This is a genomic window from Burkholderia sp. L27(2015), from assembly GCF_009765705.1.
Classification (GTDB): Bacteria; Pseudomonadota; Gammaproteobacteria; order Burkholderiales; family Burkholderiaceae; genus LMUX01.
In genome coordinates this window covers 1-22638 of the sequence record NZ_LMUX01000002.1, presented here as the reverse complement: position 1 = coordinate 22638, position 22638 = coordinate 1, and the positions used below count along the sequence as shown (strand labels likewise).

Annotated in this window: 22 protein-coding genes, 1 tRNA gene, 1 pseudogene and 1 riboswitch; of the genes and pseudogenes, 12 read left to right on the top strand and 12 right to left on the bottom strand. The window is 59.1% G+C overall.

What is annotated here, in order from left to right; translation table 11 throughout:
• The first annotated feature begins 173 nt into the window (after positions 1-173).
• The 3 genes from GSQ77_RS00125 (at position 174) to GSQ77_RS00115 (ending at position 2633) form a co-directional block, all read left to right on the top strand.
• Entirely contained in the window at positions 174-1115 is a 942-nt protein-coding gene (locus tag GSQ77_RS00125) for a CysB family HTH-type transcriptional regulator (protein WP_158897804.1), read from the top strand.
• A 109-nt stretch (positions 1116-1224) separates the two neighbouring features.
• On the top strand, positions 1225-2403 hold the full coding sequence (locus GSQ77_RS00120) for an ABC transporter substrate-binding protein (RefSeq protein ID WP_158897802.1): 1179 nt from the start codon (positions 1225-1227) through the stop codon (positions 2401-2403).
• A gap of 145 nt (positions 2404-2548) precedes the next feature.
• Positions 2549-2633: transfer RNA gene (locus GSQ77_RS00115), tRNA-Leu, on the top strand.
• Positions 2634-2722: 89 nt separating this feature from the next.
• Here GSQ77_RS00115 and GSQ77_RS00110 read toward each other — a convergent pair.
• Both GSQ77_RS00110 and GSQ77_RS00105 read right to left on the bottom strand, forming a co-directional pair.
• Complete coding sequence (locus GSQ77_RS00110) at positions 2723-3124, bottom strand: type II toxin-antitoxin system VapC family toxin (protein WP_158897800.1); 402 nt, start codon at positions 3122-3124, stop codon at positions 2723-2725.
• 8 nt (positions 3125-3132) lie between these two features.
• Positions 3133-3375 (bottom strand): antitoxin, encoded by a 243-nt coding sequence (locus GSQ77_RS00105; protein ID WP_158897798.1) that lies wholly within the window; start codon positions 3373-3375, stop codon positions 3133-3135.
• 358 nt (positions 3376-3733) lie between these two features.
• On the opposite strand from GSQ77_RS00105, the gene GSQ77_RS00100 reads away from it, so the two are divergent.
• Positions 3734-4345, top strand: a complete 612-nt coding sequence (locus GSQ77_RS00100) for a hypothetical protein (RefSeq protein ID WP_158897796.1) — start codon at positions 3734-3736, stop codon at positions 4343-4345.
• Positions 4346-4589: 244 nt separating this feature from the next.
• Positions 4590-4853 carry a DUF4148 domain-containing protein gene (locus GSQ77_RS00095; RefSeq protein ID WP_158897794.1) on the top strand — a complete coding sequence of 88 codons (264 nt, stop codon included), beginning with the start codon at positions 4590-4592 and terminating at the stop codon, positions 4851-4853.
• Between the two features lie 90 nt (positions 4854-4943).
• On the opposite strand, the gene GSQ77_RS00090 is transcribed toward GSQ77_RS00095, so the two are convergent.
• From GSQ77_RS00090 to GSQ77_RS00070, 5 genes are all read right to left on the bottom strand, one after another.
• The gene (locus GSQ77_RS00090) at positions 4944-6608 is read right to left on the bottom strand and encodes a thiamine pyrophosphate-binding protein (protein WP_158897792.1); all 1665 of its coding nucleotides are present in this window, start codon (positions 6606-6608) and stop codon (positions 4944-4946) included.
• Positions 6601-7842, bottom strand: a complete 1242-nt coding sequence (locus GSQ77_RS00085; protein WP_158897790.1) for an MFS transporter — start codon at positions 7840-7842, stop codon at positions 6601-6603. Before GSQ77_RS00085 ends, GSQ77_RS00090 begins: the two co-directional genes overlap by 8 nt.
• Before the next feature lie 168 nt (positions 7843-8010).
• A complete protein-coding gene (locus tag GSQ77_RS00080; protein WP_158897788.1) occupies positions 8011-8937 on the bottom strand; it encodes a LysR family transcriptional regulator in 927 nt (308 codons plus the stop codon).
• A 97-nt stretch (positions 8938-9034) separates the two neighbouring features.
• Positions 9035-10078, bottom strand: a complete 1044-nt coding sequence (locus GSQ77_RS00075; protein ID WP_254067384.1) for an endo alpha-1,4 polygalactosaminidase — start codon at positions 10076-10078, stop codon at positions 9035-9037.
• A gap of 23 nt (positions 10079-10101) precedes the next feature.
• A complete protein-coding gene (locus tag GSQ77_RS00070; protein WP_158897786.1) occupies positions 10102-11151 on the bottom strand; it encodes a DMT family transporter in 1050 nt (349 codons plus the stop codon).
• A gap of 128 nt (positions 11152-11279) precedes the next feature.
• Positions 11280-11474: riboswitch (cobalamin riboswitch) on the top strand.
• 89 nt (positions 11475-11563) lie between these two features.
• Between GSQ77_RS00070 and GSQ77_RS00065 the strand changes: the two genes are divergently transcribed.
• Complete coding sequence (locus GSQ77_RS00065; RefSeq protein WP_158897784.1) at positions 11564-12625, top strand: HoxN/HupN/NixA family nickel/cobalt transporter; 1062 nt, start codon at positions 11564-11566, stop codon at positions 12623-12625.
• Here the strand turns inward: GSQ77_RS00065 and GSQ77_RS00060 are convergent.
• Complete coding sequence (locus GSQ77_RS00060) at positions 12622-13485, bottom strand: LysR substrate-binding domain-containing protein (RefSeq protein ID WP_158897782.1); 864 nt, start codon at positions 13483-13485, stop codon at positions 12622-12624. The two genes, GSQ77_RS00065 and GSQ77_RS00060, sit on opposite strands and share 4 nt — an antisense overlap.
• 196 nt (positions 13486-13681) lie before the next feature.
• On the opposite strand from GSQ77_RS00060, the gene GSQ77_RS00055 reads away from it, so the two are divergent.
• The gene (locus GSQ77_RS00055; RefSeq protein ID WP_158897780.1) at positions 13682-14407 is read left to right on the top strand and encodes an HAD-IA family hydrolase; all 726 of its coding nucleotides are present in this window, start codon (positions 13682-13684) and stop codon (positions 14405-14407) included.
• A gap of 149 nt (positions 14408-14556) precedes the next feature.
• On the top strand, positions 14557-15351 hold the full coding sequence (locus GSQ77_RS00050) for an aldolase (RefSeq protein WP_158897778.1): 795 nt from the start codon (positions 14557-14559) through the stop codon (positions 15349-15351).
• A gap of 8 nt (positions 15352-15359) precedes the next feature.
• On the opposite strand, the gene GSQ77_RS00045 is transcribed toward GSQ77_RS00050, so the two are convergent.
• Positions 15360-15554: a DUF2964 family protein gene (locus GSQ77_RS00045; protein WP_158897776.1), complete on the bottom strand. Its 195-nt coding sequence runs from the start codon at positions 15552-15554 to the stop codon at positions 15360-15362.
• Between the two features lie 98 nt (positions 15555-15652).
• Positions 15653-17356 (bottom strand): EAL domain-containing protein, encoded by a 1704-nt coding sequence (locus tag GSQ77_RS00040; protein WP_158897774.1) that lies wholly within the window; start codon positions 17354-17356, stop codon positions 15653-15655.
• A 189-nt stretch (positions 17357-17545) separates the two neighbouring features.
• Between GSQ77_RS00040 and GSQ77_RS00035 the strand changes: the two genes are divergently transcribed.
• Entirely contained in the window at positions 17546-18253 is a 708-nt protein-coding gene (locus GSQ77_RS00035) for a 16S rRNA pseudouridine(516) synthase (protein WP_158897772.1), read from the top strand.
• 131 nt (positions 18254-18384) lie between these two features.
• A complete protein-coding gene (locus GSQ77_RS00030; protein WP_158897770.1) occupies positions 18385-18573 on the top strand; it encodes a hypothetical protein in 189 nt (62 codons plus the stop codon).
• On the opposite strand, the gene GSQ77_RS00025 is transcribed toward GSQ77_RS00030, so the two are convergent.
• Positions 18566-19648, bottom strand: coding sequence for an SDR family NAD(P)-dependent oxidoreductase (locus GSQ77_RS00025; RefSeq protein ID WP_158897768.1), 1083 nt, complete (start codon positions 19646-19648; stop codon positions 18566-18568). The genes GSQ77_RS00030 and GSQ77_RS00025 overlap by 8 nt on opposite strands.
• 85 nt (positions 19649-19733) lie before the next feature.
• Between GSQ77_RS00025 and GSQ77_RS00020 the strand changes: the two genes are divergently transcribed.
• Positions 19734-20771, top strand: coding sequence for a CDP-6-deoxy-delta-3,4-glucoseen reductase (locus GSQ77_RS00020; RefSeq protein WP_158897766.1), 1038 nt, complete (start codon positions 19734-19736; stop codon positions 20769-20771).
• A 257-nt stretch (positions 20772-21028) separates the two neighbouring features.
• Entirely contained in the window at positions 21029-22216 is a 1188-nt protein-coding gene (locus GSQ77_RS00015; protein WP_158897764.1) for an acetylornithine transaminase, read from the top strand.
• Positions 22217-22368: 152 nt separating this feature from the next.
• Here the strand turns inward: GSQ77_RS00015 and GSQ77_RS00010 are convergent.
• Positions 22369-22638, bottom strand: a pseudogene (locus GSQ77_RS00010) (ABC transporter ATP-binding protein); the annotation flags it as partial.

Sequence of the window (22638 nt, the reverse complement as noted above, 5' to 3'; positions counted from 1 at the left end):
CAATGGTTTTGCTGGGTGCGCTGGACCTGCCGCCGGGATGGACTCGCTTGACGCTCGTTTGACACCGAGCTGACACTATTCCTAGCTTTCTTGAATCCTTATCCCGAATCGTAATAAACTCGCTTTATATGTCAAACTACTAAAAAATTCTTTTGATATACCCTGAGGTTATTATGAATCTGCACCAATTCCGTTTTGTGCGTGAAGCCGTCCGTCAAAACTACAACCTGACAGAAGCCGCGAAAGCGCTGTACACCTCGCAGCCGGGCGTGTCCAAGGCGATCATCGAGCTTGAGGAAGAGTTGGGCGTGGAGATTTTTACGCGCCACGGTAAGCGGGTCAGATCACTGACGGAACCGGGTCGCATCATCCTGGTATCGGTAGAAAAGATTCTCCAGGAGGTCGAAAGCCTGAAGCGCATCGGTAAAGACTATGCCGCCCAGGACCAAGGCAACCTGACCATCGCCGCCACGCATACGCAGGCGCGCTACTCGCTGCCGGCCGCGGTCGCGGAGTTCAAGAAGCGTTTTCCGAAGGTGCGGCTGTCGATCTTGCAGGGCAGTCCGACCCAGGTGGCCGAGATGGTGCTCCATGACCAGGCCGACCTGGCGATCGCGACCGAGGCCATCTCCAGTTACAAGGACCTGGTCTCGCTGCCCTGCTTCCAATGGCATCACGTGGCCGTCGTCCAGCCAGACCACCCGCTGTTGGAAAAGCGCAGTCTTACGCTTGAGGATCTAGCCCAATACCCGCTGATCACCTACGATCCGGCGTTTGCCGGCCGGGCCAAGATCAATCATGCGTTCGCCCTGCGCAACCTGACGCCCGACGTAGTACTCGAAGCGATCGACGCCGACGTGATCAAGACCTACGTGGAACTGGGCCTCGGAGTGGGATTGATGGCAGACATCGCTTACAACGCCGAACGCGACAAAAACCTCAGGGTGATTCCGGCTGGCCATCTGTTCGGCAGCAATCTGACGCGCCTCGCGCTCAAACAAGGTGCTTATCTGCGCAGTTATGTATACACGTTGGTCGAATTGCTCTCGCCCACGCTGAACCGCAAGTTGATTGAACAAGCGCTGCGCGGCGAGCACGAAAACTACGAACTGTAAGCTTGCAGCCCTGGGGAAAACGCTGTGCACAGGGAATTTGCGGCGGTTTATGATTGCTGCGCAATCAATTAATGTGCGGTCCCACCTCTCGTTAGAACAAGGAAGATCCATGCCCGTTTTATCTTCTGCCGCGCGCTTCGCGGCTACCGTGTTCAGCCTTACCGCATTTGCCGCGGCGCCTGCCTGGGCCGCGTCCGACACGCCGATCAAAGTCGGCATCGACTTGTCGAGCACCGGCCCGGCCGCCGCCATCGGCATCACCAGCAAGAACGCGATGTTGATGTGGCCGGCCACCCTGGGCGGACATCCGGCGCAGTACACCATCCTCGACGATGGCTCGGACCCGGGCGCGGCGGTGCGCAATGTGCGCCGGTTCGTGTCGGAGGATAAGGTCGATGTGGTGGTTGGACCTAACACCACGCCCTCGGCGCTTGCAGCGTTGGATGCGGTGGCCGAGACCGGTACGCCGATGATCACGCTGGTGGGCACCTCCAACGTGGTCGAGCCACAGCAGGGCAAGCGCATCTGGGCCTTCAAGATGGCGCAGAACGACGCTGCCATGGCTGACGTGGTGACGCGGTATATGTCGAATCACAATGTGAAGACAATAGGGTTTATCGGGTTTTCCGACGGCTACGGTGAAAGCTGGTTGCAGCAAATGACGAAATTCGCCGAGCTACGCCACATACAGATTGTTGATGTCGAGCGCTACAACCGCACCGATGCCAGCGTGACCGGTCAAGTGCTTAAGGTCATGGCCACCAAGCCCGATGCGATCCTGATTGCGGGCGCGGGGACACCGGCCGTGCTGCCGCAGCGCACATTGATAGAACGCGGGTACAAAGGTCCGATCTATCAAACGCATGGCATCGCTACGCCGGAGTTCATCCGCTTAGGCGGCAAGGACGTCGAAGGCACCCTGTTCCCAACGCAACCGGTAGTGGTGGCGCGCGATCTGCCCGCTGATAATCCGATCAAGAAAACCGCGCTCGATTTTGTGACTCGCTATGAAGCGCGTTATGGCGCGGGTAGCGTGACTCAGTTTGCTGGGGATGCTGCAGGGGTATATCCGTTGTTGAATGATGCGGTGACTCGGGCGTTGACGAAGGCTCAGCCCGGAACTCCGGAGTTTCGTGCGGCGTTGCGCGATTCGCTTGAGCAGACACATGAATTGGTGGTGCCCAACGGTATTGTTAGTACCAGCAAGGCCGACCATGTTGGACTCGACCAGCGGGCCAGCGTAATGGGGATCATCAAGGGTGGCCAGTTTCATTATTTGAGCCAGTGATCGCGGGATGAGCGGTGTTTGAATAGGCTAGTTGGAGTAAACAGTCACGCACCGCTTGTCTGAGCGAGAGTTTTCGGACATAATTTCGGTCTTGTCCGGGGGTTACCACTCGGACACGCCAAGCGGGTTCGCCCCGCAGCCCAAAGCCCGGGTGGTGAAACAGGTAGACGCAGGGGACTCAAAATCCCCCGACGAAAGTCGTGTCGGTTCGAGTCCGACCCCGGGCACCAAGCATTAATCCCAAACGCTCCAAAGAAGTCCATAAAGCCGCATAGCCCATTAGGTTTGCGGCTTTTTTGTTGATTTGATGCCTCTATCCTCACGCCTTAATGATCCAGTCCTCGACAGCAAGAACCCCACCAGGAACAAGGGAAAAAGCCTCATCGTGCGTGACGAGAATCGCTTTAGCGGCTATCGCATGCGCAGCAATCATCATATCGAGCGCACCAAGCGTGATACCGGAAGCGGCGCAGGATAATCGCAAATCGCCGTAGACGGTTGCGGCCTCTCCATCCCAAGGTAACACTTCTACGCGAAGCAAAAATTCGCGTATGAGATTTGCAAAAGCGGCGGGATGCCCCTTGCGCGCCGAGCCGTAAAGCAGTTCCGCTTGCGTGACAACCGAGACGACAACGTTGTCCATCGGCAACGCGGCCAGTCGCTGGCGAGCTTCCGGCGGATGTCCCTTAATGACATAGCTCGCCATGTTTGTGTCTAGCATGACGCGACTCAAAACAGGTTCCTTTCTTCGGCAGGCAGGTCTTCGCGATCAGTCATGAAATCGGCAGGAATGTCGGTGCGGTCGGCAAGCTCGAAAAACGCTAACCAAGATGTTGGCTTCGGCGATAGAACAACCTCACCCGTTGCCGGATTGCGACGAATGAAAACTTCGGTTCCCTCAAACCGGAATTCCCTTGGCAGTCGTACCGCTTGGCTGCGTCCTGTGATGAAAAGCTTAGCAGTAGATGACATTTGAACCTCCTTTCTGATACCTACCAAAAGTATATATCACCCCAATGATAGATATCAACGATAGATACCGCATGGAGTGACCCCACCAGGCTGGACCAGAGCGCAGCAGCGGGAAGACTGGTGAATATGGGCAGCGGATCGCACGCCATACGCAACGAAGAACCTGTCTCCCGGCAATGGTAGGTTATCGTAGAGCTCTTTTCGAACAACCCGTTTTTCTTCTGCACAAACTATGGAGCCCACTATGCCGGTCGCGGCCGCCGTTGTAGCGCCTCGGAGCCAAACCAGCAATGTTCCTGGGTTGATTCTCGTGGCGATAGGCGCCGCCATTGCCGCCATAGCGCCATGGGGGATCGCAATGGGCACGGCAACGGGGCACTCACCTGGGCTTCGTGCGTGTTTAGTTTTTGCCCTAGGGCTGATCGGTCTATTCTTTGCGCGACGCACGGGGCTCGAAATCATGCCGACGGGTCTCAAACACCCGGTGCGGGTTTCGTTTCTGATAGGAGCCGCGGTCGCAGCCTACGTGCTATTTATAGACGGCTTTGCATTTCGGTCCGTGCTTCCAGCAGAATACCGGGCTTATTTCGCAGCGCAAGGACTCACCGTCCGTCTAATCTATTTCACATTGCGCGCGTTCAACGAACATGTCATCTATCAGCTTTTTGTCGGATCAACGCTGGTCTGGCTAATGGGTTTGGTTTGGCGCCAGGCCGATGGGCGCATCGCTCCAAACGCTTACTGGCTTGCAATGATTCTTGCGCAGGTGCTGAACATCTACATCAACGTCGTCGCGATAACGGTAGAGCCCCTTACGCCCTTGATTCTGACGTACGACATGTTTCGGTTTGTTACACCGGGAATACTCTGGGGCATCTTGTATTGGCGTTATGGGCTTGCCACCGCGGACTTAGCGCATATCTCGACTCATATCTTCCTGCAGCCGACGCTGGGAATCGTATTTTCGTAGATCGGGCGACCCGCTGGTTTCCGGTGGCGCAGGCGCGTGAGCATCGTCGACAGTAGCGATTCGACTACGAATTTCTCACGCACCATCCACAAATATTAATTCGCACTACAAATTTAATTAGACAGAATCGATCCCTTATTGTTATTACCTGAAATACTTTTTTTGGGGCAGACAGGAATATTCGCGGACGAACAAGCGTTAGCCCCTATGCATACCCCATCAAACACATACACTGGAGTTGAAAATGAAGAAGATCGCCATGCTTACCCTCTCGCTTATCGTTCTCGCATCCTCGAACGCATTCGCGCAAGAAAAAACACGCGCCGAGGTTTACCAAGAATTGGTAACGGCCCAACAAAACGGTTCGAATCTCGTGACCGACGAGTCATATCCGGACATCAGCCCGGTGTACACGCAACAAGCGCTGCAACTGCAAGCCCGCTATGCGCAGTCGCATGGCACCGTGGACATGGCAAGCAACGGCGTGCCCGCCAACCCGTACAACTGAGCGGCATGACCGCACCTGCCGCGTTGACGAAACCCTACCAGATTCAACGATACGGCCGCACAGCATCGACACTGTGCGGCCGATTCGGGGTTATCGTTCCAATCGTGCGGTTGGAGTAATTTGCAGAGGGTCCGTGCGCAACTCGAGCACCGCCGCCACACCTGCGGCCCGTGCGCGAGCAAAAGCCGCCGGGAAATCCTCGCTACGTTCGACCGTTTCACCATATGCGCCAAAAGAACGAGCCAGCGCAACGAAATCGGGATTGCGCAGATCAGTGCCGGAGACTCGACCTGGGTACTCGCGTTCCTGGTGCATGCGTATGGTGCCCAGCATGCCGTTGTTCACCACGATGACTATCATCGCCGCGCCGTATTGCATCGCTGTCGCCAATTCCTGCGGATACATCATGAAGCAACCGTCGCCGGCGAAGCACACGACCTCGCGCTCCGGGTGCTGCAATTTCGCAGCGATCGCGGCGGGCAGGCCGTAACCCATTGCGCCACTGGTAGGCGCCAGTTCGGTCGCGCTCTGGCGATAGCGGTAAAAGCGATGCACCCAAACCGTGTAGTTGCCCGCGCCGTTGGAGATGATCGAATCGGCCGGCAACACCTCGCTCAAATGGGCAACAACCTGCGAAAGGTCAACGCCATTGGGCACGATGTCGGGAACCCTGGCGGTCGAATGCGCCATATACGCTTCACGCGCGGTTCGCGTCCACGACTGCCATTGCACGTCGAGCGCAGGCAATGCCGCTAGCGCCTGGGCAAAGTTGCGCATTCCCGAGTTGATCGGCAACGTGGCCTGATAGACCCGACCCAGTTCATTCGCGTCGGCATGCACATGCACGAGCGTCTGCTCCGGTACGGGGCTTTGCACCAGCGTGTACCCGCCCGAGGTCACTTCGCTCAAACGCGTACCCACGGCGATCACGAGATCGGCCTCGCGCACGCACTGGGCCAGTTTCGGTGAAATTCCAAGGCCGATCTGGCCGACATAATTAGGCGCGCAATTGTCGAACAGATCCTGCCGCCTGAACGCTGCCGCAACTGGGATGTCGTTAGCTAATGCGAAGGCCTGCAGATCTGCGCAGGCTTGCGGGTCCCAGCCCGTGCCACCGATCACCATGAGCGGTCGGCGCGCCTGCGCAAGCAACGCACGAAACGCGTCCATGTCGCTGGCTGTAGGAGCGCTTTGCGCAGTGCGCGACGGCGGTGCGTCTTGCGCCACACCCGACGCGAACAGAACATCCTCGGGCAGCGCCACGACGACCGGGCCCGGCCGCCCCGAAGTCGCCACGCTGAACGCACGAGCCAGCACTTCGGGAATCCGCGTCAGGTCCTGGATCTCCGTCACCCACTTGGCCAGGCCGCCGAACATCTGCCGGTAGTCGACTTCCTGGAACGCCTCGCGTTCTGCAAAGCCGGTGTCGACCTGACCAATAAAAAGAATCATCGGCGTCGAATCCTGGCGGGCCGTATGCACACCGACACTGGCGTGCGTGGCGCCTGGGCCGCGCGTGACGAAGCAGATGCCGGGGCGACCGGTGAGCTTGCCGTAGGCGTCCGCCATATTGGATGCAGCGCCTTCATGACGGGCTACGTAGGTGCGTATGCTGGTGGTGTCATGCAAAGCGTCGAGCACAGGTAAATAGCTTTCGCCAGGCACGCAATACACCGTGTCCACGCCGTTGATCTGGAGCGCGTCGACCAGGATGCGGCCGCCCGTGCGGGGTAGTTGAGGTTTGAGGTCAGACATGTAGTTCAAGCTCCTTATTACGAGTCTCGGGCATCGCCAGCGCGGCCACGAAAACGAGTGCATATGAGGCCGCCGCCCAAGCGCCTATCGACGGTCCGAGTCCGTATTCCGCACTCGTGATGCCGACTGCAGCCGGCACCAGCGATCCGAAGGCGCGGCCGAAGTTGTAGGAAAAGCCGCCGGCGCTGGCGCGTATCTGTGCCGGAAACAGCTCGGAAAAGCAGGCTCCCATGCCGGAGACGATGCCCGACTGGAACATCCCGACCAGGAAACCCAGCAACAGCATGGTCATGCCGACCACAGGCAGGAAGGTATAAGTCAGAATCGCAAGCGTCGCGCCGAGCGCGGACAACACGAACGTCTTGCGTCGCCCGAGCAGGTCGCTCAAATAAGCCGCGCCCACATAGCCGCAAAATGAGCCGAAGATATTGATCGCCAGGTAGCCGGTCGTCCCGCCGATCGACATGCTGTGCGTTTGCCGCAAGTAGGTCACGAGCCAGGTCAGAATGGTGTAGTTGCCACCCAGCGCACCCGCCGCCAGCAACGAGGCCGTGAGGGTGCGAGGCAACACGTTGCGTGAAAAGATCAGTGCAAAATTGCCGGCGAAGCTGGTTTTCTTGCGTACGTCGGCTACAGCCTTGAAGGCCTCCGACTCGGGGACGTTGCGGCGCAGCCAGATGACCGCCAACGCGGGCAGCAAGCCGACGAAGAACAGCAAGCGCCAAGCTACATCCGCGGGCCACAAGCTGAAAATAATGAAGTAGGCGAGCGCAGCCATTGCATAACCGATCGGCCAGCCCGCCTGGACTGTGCCCACCGCTCGGCCGCGAATACGTTTGTCGACGGCCTCGCCGATCAGCACGGCGCCAGCGGCCCATTCCCCGCCAAAGCCCAAGCCCTGCAGGCTGCGGGTCAGCAGCAGTTGATGATACGAATGGGTCAGCGCCGAGAGTCCGGTAAAAAGGGCGAACCAGAGTATCGTAATCTGCAGGACACGAACCCGGCCGATACGGTCCGCGAGCAGGCCGGCCAGCACTCCGCCGATCGCCGACGTAATCAGGGCGGCGGTGCCCACGATGCCCGCTTGCGACTTCGTCATCCCCCACAGCGTGATCAGTGTCGGAATCACAAACGCGAACAGCTGAACGTCCATGGCGTCGAGTGCCCAGCCCATCAGGCACGCCCAAAATGTCCGCTTTTGCGGCGGATTCATGCTGCGATACCAAGACGTCATTGTGTCTCCTGTGCTGTGCCAATGTTTTTTTATAGTGCGCGAGCTCCGCGCGAAAGTATGCCGCAGCCACCGCCGCCATGCTATGCCGTGAACACACATCAGATATGGGCGCCATGCATCGAAGCGCGGGACAGGTTCCCACGGGGCTTGTTTGCCCAGGTTCGCAGCCTAAACCAGCGTCGCGCCGGCCCAAGCCCCGATCTCGACCAGTTGCACGATTTGTTGGCGGACCGTTTCAAGAACCTGCCGTTGACTCGGTATAGGCGGTCTATTGCGCGCAGAAATGATCGCCACATCGCGAACGATCTCGGGATCGATCAGGGGCGCCGCTTGAAGAATGCCCTTTTGCACTTCTTCCTGGACCGAAGCCAACGGCAGGATGGTGCAGCCGCAGTTTTCGGCCACGAGCTGCTTGGTGATGTAGACGGACGCGTCACATTCCATGCTCAGGTTCAGCGTCCGGGAAAATCGCGCAGTGAGCGATTGCGCGAGCACTCTCAACCCATGCGGATGCGCGGGAAGCACCAGCGGCACATCGGCCAGACGCTCGACCGGAAACCCCGCGCCGATCGGACCGAATTCTGGCGGTGCGACAAAACTCAGTTGCTCGCGCAGGATTACGTCGACACCCAGCGACGAATGATTCTCGGGCAGATAGACGATCGCCGCGTCGATTTCTCCGTTGGCAATCCACTCCTGAATATGACCGCCCAAGCCTTCCTTGAAGTGCATTTTGATACCCGGATATTGCAGCTTCAACGCCTTGCCGATCGAGCCGAACAGAATTTTCGCAATCGTCGGCTGTGCGGCGAGGACAATGCTGGAAGGCCCCTGATGCGCGGGAGACGATAGATCCAGAGTGGCCCGCTGCAGGACGTCTGTGACCTCGGTCGCATATTTGGCCAGACGATGCCCCGCTTCGGTGAGCACGACACCGCGCCCGCTACGGTAAAAAAGCCGGACATTCAACTCGGCTTCCAATGCGGAGACTCGCCGGCTCAACGCGGACTGGGACAAACCAATTTCGATCGAGGCGCGCGAGAAATTGCCATTGATCGCTACATCGAGAAACAGCTTCAGATCTTCGGAGTTCATCTTGTGATGCCCGGCAGGAGTACGGTGTTGCCTGCGGAATTCGGTGCGAAGTTGGGTGCAAAATTGCGTGCAAGGTTGAGTGGAAGCGAGAACACCGTCACGGCCCAACCTCTGAGCCCAGCAACGGCCAATAGCAGACGGTTTGCTGGTCTGCGCTGGCGTTGGAGGCGTAGGGCGAAAAGTGGCGTGCCCGACTGCGCGCGTAGTCGGCTCGCGCAGCGGCCAGGTTGCTGCACTTGCCGACGTAATCGACCGTGCCTATCCAAAACGGTTGGCCGCCCGGGCGTAAATTCATCCCGGACCAGAGCATCAGCTCCCCTTCGGCAGTGAGGTCGTGGGCCGGTTGATAGACTTCCTCGTGCGCGACGCCGTCGATGAGCGTCGCATAAGCGCCGGCCGACGTGCGCCCAAGACGCGTGACATCACTGGTGGCGTTTTGCATCACGATCGTCAGGTTCGGATATTTCGCACGCAGCTTGGCGACGAAGTCCAACGCCCCTCGCACGCAAGCGCTATTGCAAGGCCCATTGGCGGTCCGAGTGCCGTGCTCGACGATTTCCATGTTGTCCAGATAGAAGCCGTCGACGCCTTGGGCGACCAGCCGCGGTGCTACATAGTCCAAGAGCAGATGCTGATAATCGGCGTTGCTCGGGTCCATCCAGACTTCGTTCGGATAGCCGTCGTAGTTGCCGCGCTGGGCGGCAAGATTGGCCGAACAGGAGACGAAACCCTCGGGCACCTCAGACCAGTAGTTGCGACTTTTCTCGCAGGAGCCGATGTTGAAATAACTCAATACCTTGTTGCTTCCGCCATTTTTTAACGCGGCGACTTGCTGCGGCGTGAAATTTTCCTGGTCCGGATCGGCATCGATATCGAGCATCCGGAAGGTGGCCGCCAGTTTAGTGAGATCGATATCCGTCGCCGCGCCATAGAACGTCGCCCACGGTGCGCCTTGCCGTATGCCCCTTTGCGACGACGCATCGGACAACGCCGACGACTGCGCCGACGAATGAGCCGATTCGGGGGCCATGGAAGCGATTTGCGGCGAGCCCAAGGCACTGGTGGTATCGGTAGCGTAAGCGCTCGAAGACAAAATGGCCCATAGCAAAAGCAGGCACTTCCAGCCGGTGCGACTATTCATCTAAGGTGTCTCGCTGAGAAAGATCAATGCCGGTGCCGATGATGCATATCCGGAAAATGCGCATGCGCGTGGACCATAGCAGTATGCCTATGCTGATGGCTATGCCGCGTGCCAGGCGCAACCGGAAAATCATGTTCATGCTGATGATGCGCGTCATGCACATGCTCATGCCGATGCTCCGTCGCTTCATGAGTGTGCGTATGTACGTGGCGTTCGGTCAGGTGCAACCAGATACCGACGGCCATCAATGCCCCCGCCACCAGCAGCGGCAACGTCAGCGGCTCGCCCATCGCCAACGCCAGAACTGCCCCGAAGAACGGTGCGATCGAGAAGTACGCGCCGGTGCGCGCCGTACCCAAATGGCGCAGCCCCATCACGAACAAGGTCAGGCTGACGCCGTAGGCCAAAAAACCGACCAGCATTGCGGCACCCAGATGAGCCCAGTTAGGGAGCGTCGCGCCCAGCGATAAAGCCAGCACCAGGTTGACACTGCCCGCCACGCCCCCCTTGACGCAGGCCACCCAGGTTGCGTCGCTGAGCGACACCTTACGCGTCAGATTGTTATCGAGACCCCAGGCCAGGCAAGCGCCTAGGATGGCCAGTGCGGGCCAGCCCCCGGCCAGCCGAACGGTGCTAGGCCAGCTCAACACCGCCGCGCCGGCCACAATAGCCGCCATACCGAGTGCAATGCGCCGATCGAAGTTTTCCTTGAACGCAAACCACGCCAGGAGCGCGGTAAATACCCCTTCGGCGTTGAGCAGTAGCGAAGCGCCGGAAGCCGGCATGCCGGTCAGACCGATCATCAACAGCACCGGCGCGATGACGCCGCCGCACAGAATCGCGCCGGCAAACCACGGCGCTTCATGACGTGGTAGCCGCACCGCGGGCGCGCGGCTCAGACGCCGATACACCGCCAAACCGATGCCGGACCCCAGATACAGCAGGGCGGCCAGCATCCAGGGGCTGACATCGCCCAGTAGAGCCTTGGCCAGTGGCGTTCCGGCGCCAAATAACAATGCCGCCGCAAGCGCCGCGAGTACGCCCGGCTGCCGCACTGCGCTATTCCAATTCATGATCGCAATCCAGATGAGGGAGTGTAGGCGTGTGGAGCACCCCTTCCAGCTTAAACGCTGGACGGGCAATCGTCCAACGGCCGAGCGCTTCGCACGCCAGTACCCTTAACTATTTGGAGGAAACCCGCCATAATCCGCTCCATGATGGCTGCCGCAAGGCATTAATAGGGAATGTGGTGAGGCTTCGGCCGAGACCACAGCTGTGCCCGCAACTGTGAACGCAGAGTTTGTTATCGAATGCCACTGGCAACTAAGAAGCCGGGAAGGCGATAGCAAACGATGACGCGTAAGCCAGGAGACCTGCCCTCGTCGAGTCCGCCTCGTGCAATCCCGCAATGTTGCATTGCATGCACATCGGCTCGTACCACACTCCGGCGTTTTGCCGGATCCGTTAACAGCATGCGAGGACTTCATGCCCAATAAATTCATCACCCTGTTCAACGATACCCCTGCCCATCTGCGCGCCAAGATTGGCGGCATCTACCTCTTGCTGATTGCCGCCAATGTCGGTGCCTGGGTGTGGGCTTTTGTCCTGTTTCACGGCCAGTCGATTCTGCTTGGAACAGCCTTATTGGCCTATACCTTTGGCCTGCGCCACGCCGTGGATGCCGATCACATCGCCGCGATCGACAACGTGACGCGAAAATTGATGCAGGAAGGCAAACGTCCCGTTTCGGTCGGGCTGTTCTTTTCGATGGGGCACGCCAGCGTGGTGTGCGCTCTTTCGGTCGGCATCGGCTTTGCCGCGACCGCTTTGCAATCGCACTTCGAAATCATGAAGTCGATGGGTGGCGTAATCAGCACGATCGCCTCGGCAGGCTTTCTGTTCTTGATCGCGTTTGCGAACGTCCTGATCCTGATTTCGGTGTTCCGCACGTTCCATGCGGTCAAGCGCGGCGAAGCGCTGGTCGAAAACGATTTCGATTTGCTGCTCAATAAGCGTGGCCTTCTGTCGCGTCTGTTTCGCCCGTTGTTCAGGATGGTAACGCGCAGTTGGCACCTGTTCCCGATCGGGATACTGTTCGGCCTCGGTTTCGACACCGCCACCGAAGTGGCGCTGTTCGGTATCTCATCGAGCCAGGCCGCTCACGGCATGACGTTCTGGAGCATCATGGTGTTCCCGGCGTTGTTTTCGGTGGGGATGTCGCTGATCGACACCACGGATGGCATCTTGATGCTGGGCGCCTATGGCTGGGCCTTTTTGAAGCCGATACGCAAGATTTACTACAACATGACCATCACCTTTGTTTCGGTCGTGGTGGCCGTGGTGATCGGCGGCATTGAGACCTTGGGCCTGATCGGCGATCAGTTCAAGATGACGGGACCGGTGTGGGATTCGATCAGCATGCTCAATGACAATTTCGGCGTGCTCGGTTACATCGTGATCGGCGTGTTCGTGGTGAGCTGGCTGCTCTCGATGATGATTTACCGGATCAGGCACTACGACGATATCGTCGTCGAGGTGCAGCACTAATCGATCTGGACCGACTGCTCCAGATACGCCGCCAGTTGTGCGGCCGCCGGGCTCAGGCCCGCTGCGGTCGTGATCAGCGCCAGCTCTGCGGTTGGCGGCGTGCTGAAGCCATCGTCGTCGCCCAGCACGCGGTGATCGCTCAACACCGCGTTCTTCGGCAAAATCGTGATTCCGAGCCCGGACGAGACCGCAGCCTGCACGCCCGCCAGACTATGGCTACCGTAGGCGACGCGCCAACGGCGCCCCGCCGCCTCGAGTGCATGGATCGCTCGATTGCGGTAGATGCAGCCCTGAGGGAACAGCACCAACGGCACCGGACTGGTTTCGTCCGCGCCGCTTCGGTCCTCATTTAAGCCGGCTACCCAGGCCACCTCTTCAGGCCAGCAGGCCAAGCTGGGGCCACTCCCCGGTTCTCGTTTGATCAACGCCAGATCCAACTCGCCAGCATCGAGATGCAGACGCAGGTCGACGCTCATTCCACTGACCGTATCGAGCCGAATCCCGGGATGGGATCGTGCGAAACCCGAAAGCATCTCGGTCAATTGGCGTGCCGCAAAATCCTCGGGAATGCCCAATCGCACCAAACTCACCGTCTCCGGGTTGCACAACACATCGTGCGCCTCGGCCGAGATCGCGAGCAGTTGTCGCGCGTATCCGAGCAATCGCTCGCCGGCTTCGGTGGGGACGATCTGGTTGCCCGAGCGAGTTCGCACCAGCAATGGCTGCCCTGCGCTCTCTTCGAGCTTGCGGATCTGCTGGCTGATCGTCGATTGCGTGCGGTGCACACGCTCCGCCGCGCGCGTGAACCCGCCCGCATCGACGACGCAAACGAAACTTCTCAATAGCTCCAAATCGAACATGCCGGACCTTAGTCGAAAATCAACTTATTATCATTATTATATTTAATTTTCAAATAACATGCCAACTCTCTATGCTGTCGCTATGGAGCCCGAGTGAACGCGAGGGCGCACCGCGGCAAGCGGCATTTCATGCTCGATCGCCTGCTGGTTTTATTGAATTTTATCGACGGTTATCGACCTATTGGACAGCACGACCATGAACACTCTGCACCATACGACACGCCCTGAGTGGCTGACCTTTGACTGCTACGGCACCTTGATCCAATGGGACGAGGGTTTGCTCGCGGCGGTCCAGCATATTCTTGCCATCCGCGGCCATGCAGATATCGACCCGATGCGCTTGATTCAGATTTATGACAAGTATGAGCATGCGCTAGAGCAAACCGCGCCCCATCGCACGTTCAAGGAAGTGGCCGGGGAAGGGCTACGCCTGGCCATGACCGAGTTGGGCATGCGCTATGCGCCCGAGGATATCGACATCCTGACGAGCCGCATTGCCAAAATGCCGCCTTTTCCCGAGGTCGTGCCTACGCTGGCGCGCCTTAAAGCGGACGGGTTCAAGCTGTGCATTATTTCGAACACCGACGACGCGATCATCGCCGGCAATGTCGCGCAAATGGGCGGCTACATCGACCGCATGATAACCGCCGAGCAAGCTGGCGCTTACAAGCCGTCGCGGCGCATTTTCGAATACGCTCACGCGCAGCTTGGCGTTGGCCTGGCAGACGTGGTTCATATTTGCGCAAGCCCGCACCTGGACCATGCCGCCGCACGCGATATGAAATTCCGCTGCGTATGGATAGACCGGGGTACCGGGCGCAAGCCGCTTGCCGATTACACCGCGGATGCGACACTGGCTACACTAGACGGCGTGCCGGAATTATTCGACTCGCTCGGTTGGGGGTTTAAGCCCAATGCGTAGCGCGATCGGAAAGTTTAATCCGCAAGCTCGCCGGCTCTAAGCTCGCTGGCTTTAAGCCCGGCCTATTGCTCCGGACTAACATATCCGCAAGGCGTGCACGTTCGAGCGTATCGATTGGAACGTATTGATTAGATTAGGGAAGGTCCAAGATGGCCCATGAATTGACGACTGGCGGCGCCGACTCAGCCGCAATCCTGCGTTATGGCAGACTAGATACACAAGCGGTCGTGCAGGCCCGCATCGATCTTGCAGCGTGCTTCCGCATGGCCGCGCGGTTGGGCATGGCCGAGGGAATTTGCAATCACTTTTCTGCGTTGGTGCCGGGCTGCGAAGGCCTGTTTCTCGTGAATCCGTACGGTTTGGCTTTCGAGCAGGTTACCGCGTCCAGCCTGTTGATTTGCGATTTCGACGGACACGTGATTGCCGGTCACGGCAAGCCCGAAGCGACCGCGTTCTACATACATGCGCGGCTGCATAAACAAAAACCGCGGGTCGTCGCGGCCTTTCATACCCACATGCCGTACGCAACCGCGCTTGCCATGGTGGAGGGCGAACCGCTTGTCTGGGCGGGTCAGACCGCATTGAAATTTTATGGCCGCACGGCTGTCGATGAAAATTACAACGGGCTGGCGCTGGACAATTCCGAAGGTGATCGAATCGCCGGCGCCCTGGGCGACGCCGATGTGATTTTCCTGCGTAATCATGGCGTGATGGTGGTTGGCCCCAACATTGCCGAAGCGTGGGACGACCTCTATTATCTGGAACGCGCGGCGCAGGTGCAGGTTACAGCGCTGAGCACTGGACGGCGCATCAAACCGATACCGCATGAGATCGCATTAAAGACTTATCGGCAGATGCGCGAAGGGGATCCGGCCAGCGCACAGCAACACTTGTTGAGTATCAAATCGGTGCTCGCCGGCGATGGTGAGAATTTCATGGCGTGATTTTTCTGCTAGTCCTGACCAATCCGATTCAAGATGGTTACGTAGGTCAAGGTGCCCACGACGATCATTCCGACACCGAGTTTGGTCAGGTCATATTCGATGAGCAACAACCCTCCTATCGTCAGGCAAATGCCACCGACCGATACGAACGCGCCAGCGACGGCAACGCACATCCAAAGCGTCCGCACATTTTCTTTTAACACGATGTCTTACCCTTTGTTCAGCCTTCTCGTTTTTTGCTTAATGGCTTCTAGTCCTATTACAGACTATACAAGAAACGGTAGCAGGATGAGAGGGGTGCTCAAGCGGCAGTAGGGGCGCCCGCCGGCCTTTCTCGCTCAGCCAGCCAGGTAAGCAACGCATTGAACGCGAGCGGCGGGCTGTAGTAATACCCCTGCAGCAACGAGATGCCTTGCGCTAGCAGAATCTCAACCTGCGCTTCGGTTTCGACGCCTTCGGCGATCACTTGCATGCCGAGCTTTGCACTCAGTGTGTATAACGCCGAGACAATCGCGAGGCTGGTGGCGTCGTCGGGTAACCCTGCCACGAAACTGCGATCTATTTTCAACACGTCGAAGCGGAACTGCTGCAGGTATTTTAATGAGCTGTAATCGGTGCCGAAATCGTCGACGGCGATTTCAACGCCCAATTGACGAATCTGATCCAACACCGCTTGCGCTTGTGTGAAATCGCCGATCACCGCGCGCTCGGTAACTTCGACGTCCAGCCGATAGTGCGGCAGCAGATCGTGAAAAATTCCGCGCAGATCCTCGACTATGACGCTATCGCACAAATGCCGGCTCGAGAGATTGATCGCGACTCGACAGCCCGGCGGGAAGGCTCCTGAGCGCAGGTCTACCGCAACCCGCTCCATCAGTTGGCGCGTCAACGGGATCACCAGACCGCTGCGTTCAGCCAGATCGATAAATGCGGCAGGGCTAAGGATTTGACCGTCTGGGGTACGCCAGCGCGCCAGCACTTCGACGCCCACGCAATGTCCCAGGTGGGCGTCGATCAGCGGCTGATAGTACGGAATAAAGGCCCGTTCGTCGATGGCGCGTCGCAAGCGCAGCGCAGCGCGGCGGTCGCGCTCGCAGTACCGATAGACAAGGGAAAAAACCAACGCCGCGAACGCAATGCCAAGCAAAGCGAGACGCGGGTACTGCGCGGCTGCCAGGAAGGCCGTGTACCGCGCCGAGGGTTCGATTTCCACTGCCAGACGAGGTAAACCCGCTTCGGCGGCACGTATGAAATTCGGATGCATTGGTGTGCTTGAGGCCGTGCCACTGCCGCGACTCGTCAGCGCAATGGGCCCGATCTGCGCACTCACGCCCGCGTAGCTGCGGCTTTGCTGCGCGGCAAGCAAGTCGGTGAAATAAGCGCTGTCGATCAAGGCGACCACCTGCCGGTCCTGCGTCTGCGGCCCTCGCACCGTAAGCACCGGCCGATCGGCAAATTGACCGGCCAATCGAGCAGTGCCGATGCCTGAAGCATCGGGCACGTCAGCCAACAACGGTATGCCGTCGTCTGGCGCAAAACCGCTGATCGATGAGCAATAAATCTGCCCGCGCTCGATCAGATGAATGGCGCTGAGGTAAGGCAAGCGTGTGACCTGATCGCGCAACGCCGCGCTTACCGAATCGCATGGGCGGGTCAACAGTGGCGCGTCGCTGCTGACTGCGGGCAGCACCTCCAGAAAGACGTGATCGATGGCGCGCCCTATTCCCTGCGCGGCGCTCGCCAGTAGCTGCTGCTCCTGGCGATGGGCCAGCCGCTGCGCCCCCCAGTGGGCCAGCAGCAGACTGAGCGCGAGCACCACGCAGGCGCTCAGGCTTGCTGCGCCGAGTCGGTGCCATTCAGGCGCCGAGAGTTTGGGAAAGGGCCGCATGGTGGGAGTAAGGTCTGAAATCGGATCGAGGTAGCGGGCTGAGAAGTGGCTCGAAACCCGGCTCGAAACCCGGCTTGGATAGTGGTCGGAGGCCGGTTTGGGTATCGGGTTGAACACCTTCAGAGCGGTAAACCGACACAGCCTGCGCCAATCGGGGTTTCTTCGAGCGTTTCTTACTTAAAATAAGACCAACCCAGATTTACCTCACCCTCTTACGCTTGACGAAAACACCAATAACGTCGATCCTGCCCGGCGGCCGCAGGAGACCTCTCGGGCCATATACTTCGTTTTTTGGAACCCGTTCCGATGGAACTCGAACGCATCCTTCATACGCAAGGGTTTGGCAGTCGGCGCCAGTGCCAGGCGCTCGTCGCGAGCGGCGCAGTCGCCATCGCCGGCGAGCCATGCGTGGACCCGCATCGAAGGTTCGAGACCGAGGGCCTTACATTCACTGTGGATAACGTCGTCTGGGCCTTTCATGAGAAGGTCTACCTGGCCATGCACAAACCGGCCGGCTTCGAGTGTTCGCATACGCCGCAGCACCACAGCAGCATTTTCAGCCTGCTACCCGCACCGCTTCGTGAGCGCGGCGTGCAATGCGTGGGGCGGCTCGATCAGGACACGACGGGGTTGATCCTGCTCTCGGACGATGGCGCTTTTATCCACGCCTACACCGCGCCAAAACGCAAGGTTTCCAAGGTGTATCACGTTGGCGTCAAGCATCCGTTGGACGAAAATCAGCTCGAAACCCTATGCGCCGGCGTCATGCTGCACGGCGAATCCACTGCGTTACGCGCACTGGCTGCTCGTCGCCGGACCGCGCACGAACTCGAGTTGAACATCCTCGAAGGCAAATACCATCAGGTAAAGCGGATGCTGGCGGCAGTGGGCAACCGGGTTGAAAGCTTACACCGCCACGCGATCGGCGGTTTCGCCCTGCCCCCGGAACTTGCGCCTGGACTATGGATGTGGCTGGGAGCGGCCGAACTTGCCCGCTTGCAGGCGCAAGACTGACGGCAGCGGCACCGAAACACGCTTTTTGCATCTCACTGCCAACGCCAGACGGATGCACCGCAACGTGTTTTCATGGCTGACCTCTCCTATACTTGAAGAGTCGACTCGCACGGTCGATCACGGAGGTCATCATGAACTGGAACGGTTTAAGCGTTGACTTCGTCTATGTCGGTAGCGCCCTACTGCTGGTCGCCACCCTTGCGGCCGCGCTTACCGTGACGGCCTATCAACTTAATCGCATCAATCCCCAACTCGCCGGCGCCGTGATCGGCGCGCTGATCAGCTTGATCGTGCTGGAGTGCGTGCCATTGCTCACGTAAGCGAAGTACGTTGCAAAGCGTATTCCTGCAAAAACTCGGTGACACTTGGATAACGCAAGCGCACGCCCAATTCGCGTTTGAGTCTCGTGTTGTCGAGCCTGCGCGATTCACGCATGAACGACAGCAGCATAGGCTCCAGTTCGCGCCCAGCCTGCTCGCGTGCAATGCGCCGCGGCAAGGGCAAGCCATGAGTCCGGGCGACCAGATCGAAGTAATCTCCCATTTTCAATCGACTATCGTCGCTCGCATGGACCACGCGCTGCGGCATACCGCGCCACAGAGCGCGACACAATATGCTTGCCAGATCGTCGGCATGAATGTGGCTGGTGTACACGTCGTCGGCCGGACATAGCGCGGGGGTGCCTTTGTTCAAGCGCGCCAGCGGCAGGCGATCAGCCGCGTAAATGCCGGGGATCCGCATGACTCGCAGCGATATCAGCCCACGCACGCCGGCATCGCGCAATGCGGTTTCGGCATCCACGCGACGAATCGCACGAGGGTTGGCCGGGCGTGTCGGGCGCGTCTCGTCGATCAGTGCCCCTGCGCAGTCGCCGTATACACCTGAGGTGCTGGCGTAAGACAGGATCCTCGCGGGGGCCAAACCGGGCTCGGGTACAATGCACAGGGATGCCATCCGACGGCGCAGGCGGCCGACCGCCATGCGGGGCACGCATGCCGCATGGGTATTACGCGGCCTAATGCGCGGCATATTGGACGGCGTGTTGCCCGAACTGCGCCGCAGCGGTGCTCGGCCCCTTGCCTGAGCTCGTCCCAGCGCTGCCAGCAGACTGCGGGTGCGCGTATCGGTCGCACCGGTTGTCGGAGGCGGCGCCAAATGCAGAATCCAAGGCGCGAGCGCCGCGATTCGATGCAGGCTTCCAGGTCGATCGAGGTCGGCGTAGACCGGTGTGGCGCCGTGCATGCGCAAGGCCGCGGCATTCTGCAGGTCGCGCGTCACCGCAAAAATACGGAAACGCTTGCCCAGCGCGTCGATACAACGCGTGCCTACGTCGCCGCAGCCAACGATCAACACCCGCGGACGTCCGAGGTTGCCAAATTTTTGTAGGGCTTTCATAAGGCTGGATTGTAACGTCGTGGCGAATGGCGCGATTGGAACACCCTTTTAACGTAATCTGTTTTTTTGATTTTTGATCATAGTTATGGCATTTAATGTAACGCTCCGGCATAGCGGTCGGACTTTCCAAGTCGAGCCCGGCGAACCGGTGCTCACCGCAGCGCTGCGTCAGGGCATCGGATTGCCCTACGGTTGCAAGAACGGCGCCTGCGGCTCCTGCAAGGGCATGTTGATCGAAGGCGAGGTCGAGCACGGCCCACACGCGGCATCTGCCCTCGCCAACGACGAGAAGATGCGCGGCGGTGCGCTGCTGTGCTGCGCCAACCCGCTCAGCGATTTGCTGATCGACATCCGCGAGGTCAACGGCGCCGGCGACATGCCGATCAAAAAGCTGCCGTGCCGGGTCAATGTGATAAACCGCGTGGTCGACGACGTCGTCATCATGGGTCTGCAACTGCCGGCCAACGAACGGCTGCAATTCTTTGCCGGACAGTATCTCGAATTCATTTTGCGCGATGGCCAGCGCCGCAGTTACTCGATCGCCAATGCCCCGCATCATGAAGGCCTGCTGGAATTGCATATCCGCCACATGCCGGGCGGCCAGTTCACCGATCATGTGTTCGGCAGCATGAAAGAACGCGAGATCCTGCGCTTCGAAGGCCCGCTGGGCACGTTCTTTCTACGCGAAAATTCCGACAAGCCGATTGTGCTACTGGCCTCCGGCACCGGCTTCGCACCGATCAAGGCGATTATCGAGCACGCCATCTTCAAGAAAATCGAACGCCCGATGACCTTGTATTGGGGTGCACGCCGTAAAAAGGATTTGTATTTGCTCACGCTCGCCCAAGAATGGGCAAGCCAGGTGCCGAACTTCACGTTCGTGCCTGTGCTGTCCGACGCGCCGCTTGAAGACGCGTGGCAGGGCCGCCGTGGCTTGGTTCATCATGCTGTCATTGCCGATCTGCCAGACTTGAGTGCGCACCAGGTTTATGCCTGCGGCGCGCCGGTGATGGTCGAGGCGGCCCGGCGCGATTTCATCGGACAGCATGGGTTGCCCGACGACGAATTTTTCGCCGATGCGTTTACCAGTGCGGCGGACCTCGCCAATCCGCTGCAGGATTAGCTTGTATACGTAATCCATTTTGACAAACCGCCGCCGCGTAGCGTATTCTTTTTGGCATGAACTCTGCCCTGCTCTCGCTGCGACGTCGCGGTAACCTGCTTTGCGCGGTAAAACCGCCTGCAAGCCGACCTTTCGTCGCGGGTTTCGTCTGAGCATTGAGCTTCATGCGTCCCGAACTCAAAAGGCCACGGCAACCCCCGTGGCCTTTGTTTTTTTTCTGTGTCCCTTTGAACGTTCTTTGTGCGGAGCCCCTTGCCATGAAATCGAATGACTACCCCGTCCAGTCGCTGATGTACATCACCAACCGGCCCGATACCGTCTTTACCAGCGGTAAGGGTTCGTGGTTGACCGACAGTGACGGCAAGCGTTATCTCGACTTCCTGCAGGGTTGGGCGGTGAACTGCCTGGGCCACTGCCCCGACGTCGTGATCGAAGCGCTCGAAGTACAGGCGCGCAAGCTGATCAACCCCAGCCCCGCGTTCTACAACGAGCCGATGGCGCGCCTGGCCAACCTGCTCGTCGCCAATAGTTGCTTCCAGAAAGTGTTCTTCGCCAATAGCGGCGCGGAAGCCAACGAAGGCGCGATCAAGCTCGCCCGCAAGTGGGGCCAACTGAATAAGTCGGGCGCTTACGAAATCATTACGTTCGACCACAGTTTCCATGGCCGCACGCTGGCCACGATGTCGGCCAGCGGCAAACCCGGCTGGGACACGATATACGCGCCGCAGGTGCCCGGTTTTCCGAAGGCCGATTTGAACGATATCGCGTCGGTCGAGCGACTGATTACCGATAAAACCGTGGCCGTGATGCTCGAGCCGATCCAGGGCGAAGGTGGCGTCATCCCGGCCACGCGTGAATTTATGCAACAGTTGCGCGAGTTGACCCGCAAGCGCAATGTGCTGTTGATCGTCGATGAGGTGCAAAGCGGCTATGGACGCGCCGGCACGCTGTTCGCGTATCAATTGTCGAATATCGAGCCGGACATCATGACGCTGGCCAAGGGCATCGGCGCAGGCGTGCCGCTGGCGGCCCTGCTGGCGCGAGAGGAAGTGTGTTGCTTCGTCGCGGGCGACCAGGGCGGCACCTACAACGGCAACCCGCTGATGACAGCGGTCGGTGTCGCCGTGCTGGAAACCTTGATTGCTCCGGGCTTCCTCGAAGGCGTGCGCGAACGCGGCAATTATCTGAGCCGCGAATTGCTCAAGCTCTCGGAGGAGCGCGGTATGGAAGGCGAACGCGGCGAGGGCTTGTTGCGCGCGTTGTTGTTGGGCAAGGATAACGGTGCCGAGATTGTGGAGAAGGCACGCTTGATGGAACCGCAGGGTTTGCTGCTGAATTCGGCACGCCCTAACTTGCTGCGCTTTATGCCTGCGCTGAATGTCACCATCGGTGAAATCGATCTGATGCTGGCGATGCTGCGGGAAGTGCTGGACAGCATCGATTGATATTCGCGGTATTTAGACCGTAAAAAAAGGGCGATGCAGTTGAATGCATCGCCCTTTTGCTATCGAGTCGCAGCTACAGTTCTGGGAGCTGCTCAGATGGTAGCTCGCCTCGCTGTTCGCGTATTCAACGGCTCATTCACCAACTCACCCACTCATTCGCCCAAGTAAGCCGCACGCACCTTGGGATCATCGAGCATGTCTTTAGCATCACCGGACATGGTCACCAGCCCCGAGTCCATCACATAGCCACGGGTAGCTGCTTTGAGCGCCAGGCGCGCATTCTGCTCCACCAGCAACACCGTCAAGCCCTCCTTGGCGATCTCGCGCACCACCTCGAAGATCTTCTCCACCATGATCGGCGAGAGCCCCATCGACGGCTCGTCGAGCAACAACAGCTTGGGCCGGCTGATGATCGCGCGCGC